Annotated in this window: 15 protein-coding genes; 10 read left to right on the plus strand and 5 right to left on the minus strand. The window is 72.1% G+C overall.

Translation table 11 applies throughout. The features are described 5' to 3' along the window. Window positions 1–13: 13 nt before the first annotated feature. Complete coding sequence (locus ACIRFH_RS10410; RefSeq protein ID WP_403519147.1) at window positions 14–769, minus strand: (5-formylfuran-3-yl)methyl phosphate synthase; 756 nt, start codon at window positions 767–769, stop codon at window positions 14–16. A 221-nt stretch (window positions 770–990) separates the two neighbouring features. Here ACIRFH_RS10410 and ACIRFH_RS10415 point away from each other — a divergent pair, with 221 nt between their 5' ends. After that, on the plus strand, window positions 991–1425 hold the full coding sequence (locus ACIRFH_RS10415) for a hypothetical protein (protein ID WP_403518858.1): 435 nt from the start codon (window positions 991–993) through the stop codon (window positions 1423–1425). A gap of 342 nt (window positions 1426–1767) precedes the next feature. Here the strand turns inward: ACIRFH_RS10415 and ACIRFH_RS10420 are convergent, their stop codons facing one another. Then, on the minus strand, window positions 1768–2748 hold the full coding sequence (locus ACIRFH_RS10420) for a hypothetical protein (RefSeq protein WP_403518860.1): 981 nt from the start codon (window positions 2746–2748) through the stop codon (window positions 1768–1770). Between the two features lie 609 nt (window positions 2749–3357). Continuing rightward, the gene (locus ACIRFH_RS10425) at window positions 3358–4131 is read right to left on the minus strand and encodes an IclR family transcriptional regulator (protein ID WP_403518861.1); all 774 of its coding nucleotides are present in this window, start codon (window positions 4129–4131) and stop codon (window positions 3358–3360) included. Between the two features lie 437 nt (window positions 4132–4568). Here ACIRFH_RS10425 and ACIRFH_RS10430 point away from each other — a divergent pair, with 437 nt between their 5' ends. The 7 genes from ACIRFH_RS10430 to ACIRFH_RS10460 all read left to right on the plus strand — a co-directional run bounded on the left by ACIRFH_RS10430 (window position 4569) and on the right by ACIRFH_RS10460 (window position 10974). Beyond that, a complete protein-coding gene (locus tag ACIRFH_RS10430; protein ID WP_403518863.1) occupies window positions 4569–5594 on the plus strand; it encodes an ABC transporter substrate-binding protein in 1026 nt (341 codons plus the stop codon). Window positions 5595–5601: 7 nt separating this feature from the next. Continuing rightward, a complete protein-coding gene (locus tag ACIRFH_RS10435) occupies window positions 5602–6597 on the plus strand; it encodes an NrtA/SsuA/CpmA family ABC transporter substrate-binding protein (protein ID WP_403518865.1) in 996 nt (331 codons plus the stop codon). Further along, entirely contained in the window at window positions 6594–7436 is an 843-nt protein-coding gene (locus tag ACIRFH_RS10440; protein ID WP_403518867.1) for an ABC transporter permease, read from the plus strand. Before ACIRFH_RS10435 ends, ACIRFH_RS10440 begins: the two co-directional genes overlap by 4 nt. Continuing rightward, window positions 7433–8170: an ABC transporter ATP-binding protein gene (locus ACIRFH_RS10445; protein WP_403518869.1), complete on the plus strand. Its 738-nt coding sequence runs from the start codon at window positions 7433–7435 to the stop codon at window positions 8168–8170. The genes ACIRFH_RS10440 and ACIRFH_RS10445 overlap by 4 nt, the downstream gene beginning before the upstream one ends. Further along, on the plus strand, window positions 8171–9034 hold the full coding sequence (locus tag ACIRFH_RS10450) for an ABC transporter substrate-binding protein (RefSeq protein WP_403518871.1): 864 nt from the start codon (window positions 8171–8173) through the stop codon (window positions 9032–9034). Window positions 9035–9048: 14 nt separating this feature from the next. Then, complete coding sequence (locus ACIRFH_RS10455) at window positions 9049–10122, plus strand: LLM class flavin-dependent oxidoreductase (protein WP_403518873.1); 1074 nt, start codon at window positions 9049–9051, stop codon at window positions 10120–10122. 213 nt (window positions 10123–10335) lie between these two features. Further along, window positions 10336–10974, plus strand: coding sequence for a maleylpyruvate isomerase N-terminal domain-containing protein (locus tag ACIRFH_RS10460; RefSeq protein ID WP_403518875.1), 639 nt, complete (start codon window positions 10336–10338; stop codon window positions 10972–10974). A gap of 402 nt (window positions 10975–11376) precedes the next feature. Here the strand turns inward: ACIRFH_RS10460 and ACIRFH_RS10465 are convergent, their stop codons facing one another. Both ACIRFH_RS10465 and ACIRFH_RS10470 read right to left on the minus strand, forming a co-directional pair. Beyond that, the gene (locus tag ACIRFH_RS10465; protein ID WP_403518877.1) at window positions 11377–11832 is read right to left on the minus strand and encodes a GNAT family N-acetyltransferase; all 456 of its coding nucleotides are present in this window, start codon (window positions 11830–11832) and stop codon (window positions 11377–11379) included. Window positions 11833–12147: 315 nt separating this feature from the next. After that, window positions 12148–13080: an ion transporter gene (locus ACIRFH_RS10470; RefSeq protein WP_403519149.1), complete on the minus strand. Its 933-nt coding sequence runs from the start codon at window positions 13078–13080 to the stop codon at window positions 12148–12150. Window positions 13081–13241: 161 nt separating this feature from the next. Here ACIRFH_RS10470 and ACIRFH_RS10475 point away from each other — a divergent pair, with 161 nt between their 5' ends. Further along, window positions 13242–13463 (plus strand): twin-arginine translocase TatA/TatE family subunit, encoded by a 222-nt coding sequence (locus tag ACIRFH_RS10475; protein WP_403518879.1) that lies wholly within the window; start codon window positions 13242–13244, stop codon window positions 13461–13463. Between the two features lie 406 nt (window positions 13464–13869). Next, complete coding sequence (locus tag ACIRFH_RS10480; RefSeq protein WP_403518881.1) at window positions 13870–14265, plus strand: hypothetical protein; 396 nt, start codon at window positions 13870–13872, stop codon at window positions 14263–14265. Window positions 14266–14390: the final 125 nt, after the last annotated feature.

Below are 14390 nucleotides of genomic sequence, written 5' to 3' on the forward strand. Positions count from 1 at the left end.
GGCATGCCGGCGGTCAGCTCACGGCGGTGACGTCGGCCGCGTGCTCCCGGGCCTGCCGGTCCATCTCCGCCCGGAAGGCGGCCACCAGGTGCGACCGGATCCGTCCGGCGTTGCGGTCACCGCCCTCGCAGACCGCTCCGCGCACCCCGACGATGTCCGTGCCGATGCGGGTCAGCGGGCCGAGGTCGGCCTGCTGGACGCTGCCCGCGAGGGCGGCGAGCAGGCCGGCGGCGTGGGCCAGTCGGACGAACTCGGCGCAGGCGTCCGGCGGCACGTGGTCGAACAGCCGCGTCCCGTCCTTGATCGCGGTGTCGAGCATGGCGGCGTCGGCGCCGGAGCGGGCGGCGATGTCGGGCAGGGCGAGCGGGTTGACGCAGCCTATCCGGTGGGCGTCGGCGTAGCCGGAGGCGACGACGAGTGCTTCGGGGCGGTGGTCCTTCACCGCCCGGACGACCGCGCGCATGACCGTGATGCCCTGGTCGGGCGTCGTGCAACCGTAGAGGCCGACCTTGATGTACGTGGCCCCCGAGACGACCGCGCCGAGTGCGGCCTGCGCCACCGTGCCGGGCTTGTACGGGACATCCCCCACCGTCGCGGACACCGGCTTGTCCGCCGGTACCGCGTCACGGATCTCCCGGATGACCCAGGGGAAGTTGGCGCCGAGCGATCCCTCGTCGGGCTTCTTGACGTCGACGATGTCGAGGTGCTCCGCCGCCTTCGCGCAGTCGAGGGCCTCCTCGACACCGTCCGGGGAGATGAGAAGCAACACCGTGAACTCCTTCCGCCGCCGGTCCGCCCGGCCGAGGGACAGGGGACCGCGGATGGCCTGGTTCATGTGCGGTGTGCTCATCATTTCCCTCACCCATGGGAACCGGGAGGGCGTACAGAGTGCCACTGGGCGCTCATGCCCACGTATGGCGCGCGCCGTATATTGAGTAGCAAACCGGCCCTATCGGCCATGTTTCGGCCACAGCCACCTTCATCACCGTCGTGCTGATCATCTTCGGTATCGGAGGTGCCGTCGGGGATTTCGTCGCCGGACACACGGTGGGCAAGAACCCGCGGGGCACCTTCGTCGTCGGTGGCGTGGGACTCTTCACGGCCCTGCTGTCGCTGCTCACGATCGGCGACGGGAAGGCGGGCGTGATCATCACGCTGATCCTCTGGGGGCTGTCCTTCGGCGCCGTGCAGCTGAGCCAGGTCGACATGTCTCTCGCTGCCGCGCCCGAGACCTTCGAAGCGGCGATGTCGCTCAACACCACGGCCTACAACACGTCCATCGCGCTCGGAGCGCTTCTGGGCGGACTGTTCGCCGACGACATGGGTGTCACCAGCGACGTACGGTTCGGTGTGGCGCTGACCGGGGCCTCGCTGCTCCTCAGGGTCGGCACCGGCCGGAAGGCCACGAGCACGGCCTCCGCATGATCGCGTGGAGCGCCTTCCGGACAGCGGCCTTCTGAGCGAACGGTTGTATGACCTCGGCCAGGATCCGGCCTCCGGCCACGGGCCACCTCGGTGGCGGCAGCCGGGCGCGTGCACGTTCACGTCGACGCCGGAGCAGGCGCCCTGGTGGCCGCCCACAGCGGACCGGGGACCGAGACACGGGCCGCTGCGCCTGGTGCAAGAGCTGCGGCTGGAGTGCGGGCCGGGAAAGCGGCTTTCGGAGCGTTCGGGCGCCTGTTGACCGGTTGATCCTTCTGTGGAGGCAGGCGACTCATGAATCCAGCCGCGTCCGGCGTGGGCAGCAGGCCCCTGCTGCCCACGGTGTCACGACACCGGCTCATCCTTGCGGGGCCCGGAGGGTGCCGCGTGGTCAACGCGTTCCAGGATGTAGAGGTCCCAGCTGTCGGGGTCGCCGATGTAGGCGAACAGTTTCGGGTGCTCCGAGGTTCCGAATACTTCCCAGGTGTCCAAGGGGCAGTCGTCGACGAACACCGCCACCTCCTGGGACCACGGTCCGGCACCTGGGTCGTACACCCAGGTGCCGGTGCCGGTGCACTTGTGCACGACGGTCTCGAAGGAGTCGTCGAGTTCGAACGTCTCGACGCGGGTCGCCGTGGCCTTGCCGTCCGTCGTGAGGGTGAGTGTGCCGCCCTTTCCGTCGGACCACGTCCCGGCCACCCCCTCCGCGCCCAGCCGCGGAGGCTCGTATCCGATTCCGGCGTACAGGCCGATTCCGGCGAGCGTGCCGACGGCGACGACCGCGAGCGTTCCGTACAGCGCCACCCGCAGGAACATCGCGCCCCCGGACAGATGCGGGCGGCCCGGGAGCAGTAGCCTGCGGGCGACCAGCGCCGTGGCAGCGAGCGCGGCCGTCACCGCGAGCCATCCACCGAGGCCCGTCAGGACATCTGCCTCCACGAGCACCACCACGGCCAGGACCGACGGGAAGGTGAGAGCGGCCGCCAGCACCGGAACCCACCACCACGCCTCGCGCCCGGAGAACCGGCGGCCGAACCATCCGGCCACGCCCAGAAGCGGCATCACCACGCCGATCGAGAGCAGCGCGGCGAGAGCGGCTCCGGCCGCCGCCATGACCGGCGCCATCAGAACCAGGAGGAAGACCCCCGACCCGCTGTAGGGAAGATCCGGGCTCTCCCTCGTCCGCCCCCACACGAAGAGCGCGATGCCCCCGAGCACCGCCTCTACGGACAGCACCGACATCGAAGCCGTCAGCACCGCCCCGAACCGGTCCCGCACGCGCGACTGCGACTGCGACTGCACCGGCTCCCGTATTTTTGAACGCATTCAAACCCCTTCCCGTCCCGTATCCTCCCCCATGCCGTACGAACCCCGTGACGAGGCCCCCGGCAGGCGCTTTCCCGACGCCGGCGCGGGGTCGCTCCGGCTGGGTGGCAGGACACGGCCGACGGCTGCCGACGCCGTGAAGGGGCGTGTCGCTTCACGGACTCAGCACGTGCGCGCCCACGTCGACAGTGGGTGAGCCGCTTCACCGGGTTGCTGCTTGGCGACGTGTCGACGACAGCGAGGAAGCCTCACGCCGTCACTCGTCGCCCTCTTCGGACTACCGGTCAGCCGTGGGCGGTCCGCCCGGGAGGGACACGCCCCTGCACGGCACTGGACGGCACTGGACGGCGGGGACGGGGAACACCTCGGGCGACATGGTCTCGGACGTGGGAGACGGGAACAGCAACTCCTCCGGCCGGAGCACTGCTTCTTGCACGGACCGAACCGTCAGCCACAGCGAGGATGCCCCTTCGGACGCCGTCATGATGGCCTGACGGGAACGCACCGAGGGAGCGCTCGCCGACGTCGGTTGATCCACAACGGGGCGACGTCGCCGTCCGGCAGACCCAGGGTGCGCAGCAGCATGCCGACCAATTCGACAGGAAGGTGTCAGGGCGTGTCCGCAGCGGCTCGCTCGGCCGGAGGCAGCAGCAGGATCCCCAGGGCACGCGCGCACGCCCGCGCCCGGTCGAGGAACCACTCGCGGCGGTCGGTCGTGATCAGCTCGGGCGTGCCGCGCACCGCCAGCGCGAACCGGGCCGACTCCACGTGGTCCAGCACCGGCACGGCGATCGTGCGGACCCCCTGCGCGGACTCCCCGTCGTTGAGCGCGTACCGTTCGGCGCGCACCTGCCGCAGCTCGGCCTCGAGACGGTCCCGGCGGACGATGGTGCGGTCGGTGAAGGCCCGCAGTGCGGGCAGTGACTCGGCCCCGCCCTCGCCCGGACGCGGCCAGGCGAGCAGCACCTTGCCCAGCGCCGTCGAGTGCAGCGGTCTGCGCAGCCCCGTCCTCGGGGTGACCGAGCCCCCGGCCACGATGACCGCGTACGGTCCGCTGCGCAGCGCGAGGTCGGCCGTCGCACCGGTGCGGTCGGCGAGGTCGGCCAGCTCGGGTGCGGCCAGGTGCAGGCCCCGCTGGTGGTAGGAGAGCCGGCCCAGCTCGGTCACGGCCGGTCCGAGCCGGTACCGGGCGGTCCTCGGGTCCTGCTCCAGGAAGTCCGCGCTCAGCAGGGTCCGCGCCAGCCGGTGGGTGGTGGAGGTGGACAGCCCCAGTCTGCGGGACATCTCCGAGGCGCTGAGGTCGGGGGCGTTGTCGTGGAAGCAGTGCAGGATGTCCAGGGCGCGTCGCACCGCTTGCGCGCCCGGAGCCGGGCTGTTCGTCACGCCTGCGACGTTCCCACATCGCGGGAACGGACCGGATCCCTCATGACCTGGTGAAACAGCCTGTTCACGCTCGTTCCCACATGGCGGGAAGCGGCTTGTCGAGAGCTCGGCGGGTGTGCCACGCTGCGGACACGCCGCCGGAACGGTTCCGGCAGGCCAGGGACGAGGGAGGACACCGTGCGCGACGCCGCCGGCTCCTTCCTGTCCACCGCCCGCCGGCACATCGACCTCGGACGCGTCTTCAGCGCCGGTTGTCGCTGACCCGTAGGTCCACCGCCGACGCGACACCTCCTGACCGGCTCCCCTCCCCTTCTCCGGGAACGAGCCGTCCCCTTTTCCCTCCCTCCCGGACCGCGTGCGCGGCACGTCCTCCCGCCGGGCGGGCACCGCGCCGTAGGTCCTCCGTACCGGAGGAACGGCCTTCTCGAGACGAGCCCATGACACACGCCCCTGTACTCGACACGCTGTGGTTCACCCGCTGTCCCGTACCGACCGCGACCGGCATCGCCGCCGACCGGCACTGGCTGGCCGAGGAGTTCGCCCCCGACGGCATCGCCGTGCGGTCCCTCCAGGACGCCACCCTCGACGCCGAGGCCCGTGGCACCCACTACACCCACGCCAGGCCCACCCTGATCCGTGAGGGCGGCAACGTCCCCGCCCTGTGGGCCCGTTCGAGGGGTGAGGCGACCCGGCTGGTCGGTCTCACCTGGATCGAGGAACGGCAGACCGTCCTGGTCGCGCCCGGTTCCGGCATCCGCGGTGCCGCGGCGCTGCGCGGGCTGCGGCTGGCCCTGCCCCGGCACTCGGTCCCCGTCGACTTCTGGCGGGCCATGGCGATCCGCGGCTTCGAGGGCGCGCTCGCCTCCGTCGGCCTCGGCCTGGACGACGCCCGTCCGGTCGACGTACCCGCCGACGGCCACCGCGGCCAGTGGGCGGCCGAACTCGTGGCACTGACCCGCGGTGACGTCGACGCCGTCTACGTCAAGGGCGCCGTCGCCGTCGAGGCGGCACGGCGGGCGGGCGCGGAGGTCGCCGTGGAACTCGACGACCTTCCCGACCGGATCCACCGCGTCAACAACGGCACCCCGCGGCCCATCACCGTGCACCAGCGGCTCCTCGACGACCACCCCGACGTCGTCGACCGGTTCCTGGCCGTGCTGCTGCGCGCCTCCGACTGGGCCGCGCGGCAGCCCGCGGAGGTGGCCCGCATCCTGGGCGCCGAGACAGGCGCCGGCGCGGCCGGCGTCAGCGGTGCCTACCGCCCCGGCACCCACCGCACCCTCCACCCCGTCCTGTCCGACGACCGGCTCGGCCTGCTCGCCCGGCAGGAGGCGGCCCTGCGGGCCCACGGCTTCCTGCCCGAGCCCGTCGACGTGCGCACGTGGGCCGATCCCGGGCCCCTGACCCGCGCCCGGCAGCTGCTCGAGGCGACACCGACTCCCCAGCCCTCCCTCACCCCGTAGGACCGACATGCGCTTCCCCAGACTCGCCCGGGCCGCCCTGGCCATCGCCGCCGCGACCGCCGTCCTCACCGGCTGCGGCACCTCCCAGGCCCACAGCGGCTCCGACGGCACCGTCACCCTCCGCATCCCCGACCCCGGGAACAGTGGGGTGCTCGCCCTCGGCAAGAAGGACGGCACCCTCGCCAAGGCCCTGGCCGAGGTGAACGCCACGGTCGAATGGACCGGCAGCTCGGGCCCCTTCGCCCCCGCCGCCCAGGCCCTCAACGCGGACCGGCTCGACATCGCCACCGCGTCGATCACGTCCGGCATCACCTCGCTGTCGCAGAAGGCCGGCTTCCGGTTCTTCACCGCGACCGCGCCCGACGGCGCCGGCGAGGGCATCCTCGTCAAGGACGGTTCGGGCATCGACTCGGTGAAGGACCTCAAGGGCAGGAAGGTCGCCGTCAACCAGGGCGGCACCGGCGAGTACCTGCTGCTGAAGGCCCTGGAGAAGGCCGGCCTCGACGCCGACGACGTCGAGCGCGTCTACCTCAGGCCCGACCAGAGCGCCGGCGTCTTCAACGCCGGCAAGGTCGACGCCTGGGCGGTGTGGGCGACCTACTCCGTCGCCGAGCTCGGCGGCGGACGGGCGCACTTCGTCGCGGACGGGAAGGAGATCGGCTCCGACAACTACAGCCTCACCGCCGTCCGCACCGCCTTCGCCGAAGAACACCCCGAGATCGTCAAGGCGCTCTACCGGTACCTTCACGAGGGCAGCGTGAAACAGAAGCGCGACCCCGAGGCCTATCTCAACGTCACCACCGACGCCGGGCCACAGGCCCTCACCGGCGAGGCCAAGCGCGTACAGATCGACATCACCTCGCAGGGCGGCACCGTCGAACCGATCACGGACGCCGACGTCCGGCGGTTCGAGAACGTCGCCGCGTTCTACGCCGAGCAGAAGGTCACCAGGACCCGAGTGGACGTGGCCTCCCACGTCCTCGACGTGACGGCCCTGTCATGACGGCCGCCGGCGACATCATCGCGCCCGCGCCGGTGAAACCCGAGCTGGAGACACCGCGTGCCCGCGTCCGGCGTCCCCGACGGCGGGCCCACACCCTGACCGTCCGCGCCCTGGGACCGCTCGCCCTCCTGCTGCTGTGGTGGGCCGCCTCCGCGACGGGCCTGCTCACCCCGGATGTCCTCGCGTCACCGGCCGACGTCGTGCGGGCCGTCGGCGAACTGTGGGGCAACGGCCAGCTGCCCGACGCCCTCGTCACCTCCCTCACGCGCTCCGGCACCGGGCTGCTCATCGGTCTCACCGCCGGGCTGACCCTCGGGGTCCTCACCGGCTTCACCCGGCTCGGCGACGAACTCCTCGACTCGCCGATCCAGACCCTGCGCACCATCCCGTTCCTGTCCCTGGTCCCCCTGTTCATGGTGTGGTTCGGCATCAACGAGATCGCCAAGATCCTGCTGATAGCCGTGGCCACCACCTTCCCGATGTACGTCTCCACCTCCGCCGGCGTCCGCGACACCGACCCGAAACTGGTCGAGGCGATGCGCAGCTTCGGGATGAGCAGGACCGCCGTCGTCCGCGAGGTCGTGCTGCCCGGCGCGCTGCCCTCCCTGCTGGCCGGGCTGCGGCTGTCCATGACCCTCAGTGTGATCGCCCTGATCGCCGCCGAGGAGATCAACGCGACCGCCGGCGTCGGCTACCTCATGGCCCAGGCGCAGAGCTACGCCCGCACCGACGTCCTCGCCGTGTGCATCCTCGTGTACGGCCTGTTCGGCCTCGCCGCCGACGCGGTCGTGCGGTTCCTGGAACGCGTCCTCATGCCCTGGCGGGGGGCGGTCCGGTGAACGGCGTCGTACACGTCCGCGGCCTGCGCAAGGCCTTCGGTCCGCGCACCGTGCTGGACGGGCTCGACCTGACCATCGCCCAGGGCGAGTTCGTGGCGCTGCTCGGCGCGAGCGGCAGCGGCAAGACGACCCTGCTGCGTGTCCTCGGCGCCCTCGACGACGCCGACGCCGGCGAGGTCCTCGTCCCCCGGGCCCGCACGATCGTCTTCCAGGAGCCGCGGCTGGTCCCCTCCAAACGGGTCCTGGCCAACGTGACCGTCGCCCTGCCCCGCGAGGAGGCGGACCGCGGCCGGCGCGCCCTGGCCGAGGTCGGTCTGGAGAACCACGCCGGCGCCTGGCCCGCGACGCTCTCCGGCGGGGAGGCCCAGCGCGTCGCCCTGGCCCGCGCCCTGGTACGGCAACCTCGACTGTTGCTGCTGGACGAGCCGTTCGCCGCGCTCGACGCCCTCACCCGGCTGCGCATGCAGGACCTGGTGGGCCGGCTGTGCCGGGTGCACCGGCCGGCGGTCCTCCTCGTCACCCACGACGTCGAGGAGGCCGTGCGCCTCGCGGACCGCGTCTGCGTCCTGCGCGAGGGCCGTCTCGTCACCGACGAACCCGTGGACATCGCCCGGCCCCGCGACCCGGGCGACCCGTCCTTCGCCGCCCTGCGCCGGCGTCTCCTCGCCGACCTCGGCGTGACCGCACCCACTCCCACACCCACTCCTGATCCCGTCCGAACCGGAGCGAACTGAATGACCGTCACCATCGGCGTCCACGCCAGCAACCCGACCCTCTACTACCTCTCCCGTCTCGACGTCGCCGCCGAGGAGCTGGCCGCGGTCGGGGAGACGGCCGTCTTCCACCACTACACCGACGGCGTGCGCACCGGGCGGCTCCTCACCGAGGGCGTCATCGACTTCGGCGGCACCGGGTCCACCCCGCCCGTCACCGCCCAGGCCGCCGGGCACGACATCGTCTACGTCGCGGTGTCCGCGCCCCGCCCCGACCACGGCGCCCTCCTGGTCCCCGAGGACAGTCCCGTCCGGGACGTCGCCGGTCTCGAGGCGGGCACCGTGCACCTGACGATCGGCTCCTGGCAGACCCACCTGGTCGCCAAGGCCCTGGACGACGCCGGACTGTCCTACGCCACCGACATCACCGCCGAACGCAGCGGCCCCGACAGCGAGAAACTGCTGCGTTCCGGGGACATCACCGCCTGGGTGGCGCAGGGTCCGCAGCTGGCCGCCGCCCTGCGCACCGGCGGCCTGCGCGTCCTGGTCCGTACCGGTGACGTCATCACCGACCGGTCGGTGTTCTTCACCCGCCGGGACCTGGCGGAGCGGCGGCCCGACGTGATCGAGGCGCTGCTGCGCGCGCTGCGCCGGGCCGACGCCTGGGCCCAGGCGCATCCCCGGGAGGCCGCCGCGATCGCCGCCGACGACCAGGGCGGCACCACCGACGACTGGGAGAGGGCACTGCGGGCCCTGCCCTGGCGGCTGGAGGACGTGAGCGAGGAGTTCCTCGCCGAACAGCAGCGGGCCGCCGACATCTTCGTACGGACCGGCTTCGTCGACCGCGCGGTGACGGTGGCCGACGCCGTCGCGCACCGAGCCTGAGAGGCCCCGCCACCATGCCGTCCGAAGTCCTCTGGTACATCATCCCGCGCGAGGGCGCCTACCCCTGGGAACCCGAGGGGCGCCGTCCCGTCGACCTCGGCTACCTCCAGCACCTCGCCGGCACCGTCGAGCGGCTCGGGTTCAGCGGCGCGCTGCTCGCCACCGACCTGTACGACGTGTGGCCGCTGGGCAGCGCCCTGGCCGCCGCGACCAGCCCCCGCTTCCAGCCCCTCCTGGCCGTGCACCCCGGCCTGATCTCCCCCACCCTGCTCGCCAAGACGGCCCTCACCTTCGACACCCTCTTCGGCGGCCGGCTCCGCTTCAACGTGGTCAACGGCTCCACCACGACGCTGCGCGAGTACGGCCTCACCGTGGAGCACGACGAACGGTACGAACTGAGCGCCGAGTACTGGTCGATCGTGAAGCGGCTCACCGCCGGCGAGGTCTTCGACCACCAGGGCCGCTTCTACGACCTCAAGGGCGCCGGGGCGTCCTTCGGCGACCTGAAGCCGGTGCAGAGCCCGCACGTGCCGCTGTGGTTCGGCGGCTCCTCCGAACCCGGCATCGAGATGGCCGCCCGGCACGTCGACGTGTACCTCACCTGGGGCGAACCCCCGCACCTGCTCAAGGAGAAGCTCGACCGGGTGCGGGAGCGGGCGGCGGCGCACGGGCGCACCCTGCGGATCGGGCTGCGGCTGCACCTCATCGTCCGGGACACCGAGGACGAGGCGTGGGCCGCCGCCGACCGGCTCCTCGACGTCACCAGCGAGGAGACCTACGCCCGCCGGCTCGGCGTCGGGGCGGACGAGGACGGGGTGGGCTGGCAGCGGCAGTTCCGTCAGCACGGCGGCCGGGTGCCCGCGCATGCCCGCGAACTGGAGACGCACCCCAACCTGTGGCCCGGCATGAGCCTGTTCCGCCCCGGTCCGGGCACCGCCGTGGTGGGCTCGACGGCTCAGGTGGTGGAACGGCTCAAGGAGTACGAGGACCTCGGCGTGGACACCTTCATCCTCTCCGGGAACCCGCTGCTGGAGGAGGCGTACCGGGTGGCGGAGACGGTCCTGCCGAAGCTGGGCGTCCGGGGCTGACCCGGGGGTGCCGTCGCGGCGCTGTCCGTGGACAACGGCCGCGACCGGCACCCCTCACGGGCGGCAGGCCGAGGCGTACGGGCACCGTGTCGGCAGGCCGGGGTTCGGCGCTCCTGCCGGGCCGCGGTCCTGCTGTCGGGGTGGTGACGGCGCGCTGGGTGCCGGAAGCCGGCCCGCCGTTCCGCCCGTACGGGCATTGCTACGATCATCGGCATGCATGAAGCGGACGCCGCGTTCGACGGCGAGGACGTGCGCCGGACCGTCCACTTGGCCATCGAGACCTTGCGGCACGCCGATCCCGGGAGGTTGGACGCCAGGGCGGGAACGCTCGAATGGACGTGCCGGGAGACGCTCGAGCACCTGGTCGACGATCTGTTCACCTACGCCGCGCGGTTCGGGCTCGCGAAGCCGCCGATGACCACGCTGTTGCCCTTCCGGACGAGCAGTGACCGAAGCGGCGGGCCGGCCAACGTCGTCTTCGTCGAGCGGGACTCGGGGCTCGAAGGGCTCCTGACCGTCCTGGAGGCGTGTGGTGGCCTGCTCGCGTCCGTTCTGCTCACCGCTCCCCCGGACACCGTCGCCTACCACGTCTTCGGGCCCTCTGATCCCGGGGGATTCGCCGCGATGGGCATCGTGGAGACCCTCGTGCACACCCATGACCTCAGCCAGGGGCTGGACCTGGAGTGGCAACCGCCGAAGGAGCTGTGCGAACGGGTCCTGAAGAGGCTCTTTCCTCATGTCGCCCTTGGCCCCGACGCGTGGGAGACCCTGCTGTGGGCGACGGGGCGCATCGCCCTGCCCGGTCGTCCACGGCTCACCGAGTGGCGCTGGTACGGCACGCAGGGCGTGTGACGTGCCGGGAGCGCCGTCCTCGCGTCGCGGCCGGCGCGGGCGGAGCCGTTGATGTCGACGCGGTGCGCGGTGGCCCCCGGCGGTGACCTCCGAAGAGGTCAGGCGTTTCACCACTCGTCGGCGCCGCAGCCGACGAGTGGTGCCACCGGCCTTCCTCCTCCCCCTTGAGCCGGGAGCGCCTTGAGCCCGGCGAAGCCGAGCCGGCCGGTGCGATGAGAGCCACCACGGGAAAGTCCTCGCCGAAGACCTCGCCTCCGAGCCCGAATCCCGAAAGACGCTGATGCACGGCCTGAGAACTGCGGAGGGCGCGCCCCGGCCTCACCACGGGCCCGGTTCGCCGTGCGCGGCCTCCCGAAGGCGCCGAGGGCGACCGCGGGAGTGATGGTGCCCGGGGCACCGCCGTCAGGTCGCCGCCGCATAGCACCGGACGGTCACCTTCTGTTCCGGGCTCCACCGCTGTTCGACCGTGGCCAGCAGGTGCCAGCCGAGCCGCTCGTACAGGACTGTCGCCGCGGTGTCCGAAGCGACCACGTCGAGCACCGGATGCAAACCGCGCTCCCGTGCTTCTGCGACAGCCTGCGCCAGCAGCAGTGCACCGATCCCGTGACCGCGGGCCCAGGGGGCGACGAACAACCGGTTGACCACGGCGGTCGCCTCGACACCCACCCCTGCACGAGCGCTCCACAGTCCGGGAGCGGCGTCTCCCGCACCGCTCCGGGACAGTCCGACATGGCCGGCTGTGCGGCCGTCCAGTTCCGCCACCCATGAGGCGATGAGTGACGGCGGTGTGAGCCATGCGTCCGGGCGGCTGGGCCAGTTCACCGGATAACCGTCGCGCTGATGGACCTCCGCCAGCACCCGCACACAGTCACCGAGATCCCGGTCGGCCCGCTGCCGGACACTCGGGGACACGTCCGAGCCGGGTACGTTATCGCTCTTCACCGCGGTATGGAAACACAGCCGGAAGGCTGTGACCAGCGACTTCCGTGACAGAACACAGCGCACTCTCGCCGCCTGCCGGTCTGCGCCCGCTCGCCCGGTCCGCCGTCGACACCGCCGCCTTCGACGACGCGTGCGGCAATCCGATCCGGATTGCCGGTTCGCTCGGCCGGCCGCGCCTCTGCTCGACGGTTGGCGCAGCGCTCGACGGTGTTCCGCCGCCCGCGAGAAGTCCTACCCGCGGTCACGTGTGCCCGCGGGGACGAGGACAGCCCGCTCCGCTTCGGCGGCTGGTGGCGCTGACGCGTGGGCGAGCTCGCGTTCGAGGTCGTCCAGGGCGCGGCGGGCCGTGGCGATGCGGTCGCGCAGCGCCTGCTGTCCGACCGGGGCGGCTGTCGGACGGGGGGCTGGCGCCGGTGGGGTGTGCTCCATGTCGCGGGCTTCCTCCAGGGAGGTCAGGACGACGCCGATGAGGACGTTGACGAGGACGAAGGAGGCGAGCAGGACGTAGGAGGCGTAGTAGAGGAGGCTCCAGCGGGAGATCTCGAGGCCGGCGTGGACGGCGTCGCCGATGCCGTCGAGGGTCATGAGCAGGAAGAGGGTGAGGACGGCACGGCCGACGGAGCCGTAGTGCTGCGGGTCGTGGCGGCCGAAGAAGACCCAGCCGACCATCGCGTAGACGTACAGCAGCAGGGCGCCGACGAGGAGGAAGCTGAGGGTGCCGGGCAGGCTGCGGGCGACGGCGACGAGGACGATGCGCAGTTGCGGCAGGAACCGGGCGGTGCGCAGGACGCGGGCCAGCCGCAGCAGTCGCAGGACGGTGGTGTTCTCCCGGACGACGGGCAGGAAGGTGCTCAGTACGACGGCGAGGTCGAAGAGGTTCCACGGATCGCGGAAGAACCCCTTGGGGCGGTCGGCGTGGGCGCCCAGGCGCAGCAGGATCTCCACGGTGAAGGCGGCCACGCACGCGTGCTCGGCCAGGTGCAGCCAGCCGTACCAGTCGGTGACCACGCGGGTGTAGGTCTCCGCGCCCAGCAATGCGGCGTTGACGAGGATCAGGCAGAAGACGGTGACCGCGAACCACCGGGCCTCGGTGATGGCGCGGCACCATCGCGCCGTCGAAGCCCGTGACGAAGCGGGCCGGACCGTGGGGATGCCGTCCGTCATCCTGCTGTGTTCCTCCACGCAGCACACTGTTCCCGGCCATCCGGGCTGGAAGGCGGGCTTGTAGAACGATCATGCTCTACGCCAGACTTCTACAGCAACGTAGACATCGGCGGGGCGCCGGTTCACCGGCGGTCGCCGTCCATGGAGAGGAAGCAGGTCTGATGTTCGGCCTGAGTGAACTGGCGCTGATCCTCCTCGTGGTGGTCGTCGTCCTCGGCATCAAGAAGCTGCCCGAGCTGACGCGTTCCGCGGGCAAGGCGGCACGGATCCTCAAGAGTGAGACCAAGGCGCTGAAGGAACAGGGGTCCGCAGGGGCGCCGCCTTCCGGACCGGTCGTAGAGGGCACCGTGCTGCGGCGCGACGACCGGCCCCCGCGGACCTGAGCGGGTACTGCTTCGCCGGCGGACCGGGTGTGCGCTCACGTCGGTCGCGGAAGTCGCCGAAGCGGAGGCGGTGGCCGATCGGCAGGAGGAGCGCCCCGCCGACGGCCGGGCCCCGGGCGGTGAGGACCTGGCGGCCGGCTCGCCCGCGGGAGCGGCCGACCGGCGCCACGAGGCCGTCAATACCGGACGTTCCGCCTCGCCGAGCGAATGGTGAGGAGCCCGGTGGATCCGGAGGCCGGCCGTTGGTCAGGACGCGGGTGGCGTGCGGCCGCTGGACGCCGTCGCCGCGGCCCCGGTCACCCTGGAGCCCGTAGAACGGACGTGCTCTCTTGCCGGCCCCGGAACAGCTTCGCCACAGTATGGAACCGGGCAGTTACGCACCGTACGGCGACGCGAGGAGAGATCCATGATCCACGTACGCGGGTCGCGAGTCCGGCGGACGCCGGCCGCGCGGCACCGGACCGTCACGGCCACCGCCGCGCTCGCCGCAGCCGGCGCGCTGCTGCTGGCGACCGCGTCACCGGCCAGCGCCGAGGTCAAGTCCACCTGCGGCAGCTACATCTGTGTCGCCACCGCCTATCAGGGCCGCGACTACGTCCAGGACATCACCGTCACCACCAAGGACGGTCTGCCGGGCACCCTTCGCGCCTTCGTCGGCGACTACCGGGACAGCGAGCCGAACGTCTCGCGCTGGCGGTTCGTCATCAACCGCGAGTTCAGGGCCTATCCGAGGCTGGCCGTCTGTGGTGGTCTCGACCGCGGTGGCCGGGTCATCGAGAACCACTGCGTGATGATTCCCTGACCGGATCGACACCGTGCGGCGGGCATCGGCCGGCTTCGCCCCCGGTCGGTCCCCGCCGTCTCGCGGGCACACGGGCACACGGGCATCGTCCGGCCGCGCTCCGGCCCGGCGGTCCTGGCCGTGCC

It is taken from the genome of Streptomyces sp. NPDC093586 (assembly GCF_044764905.1).
GTDB lineage: Bacteria > Actinomycetota > Actinomycetes > Streptomycetales > Streptomycetaceae > Streptomyces.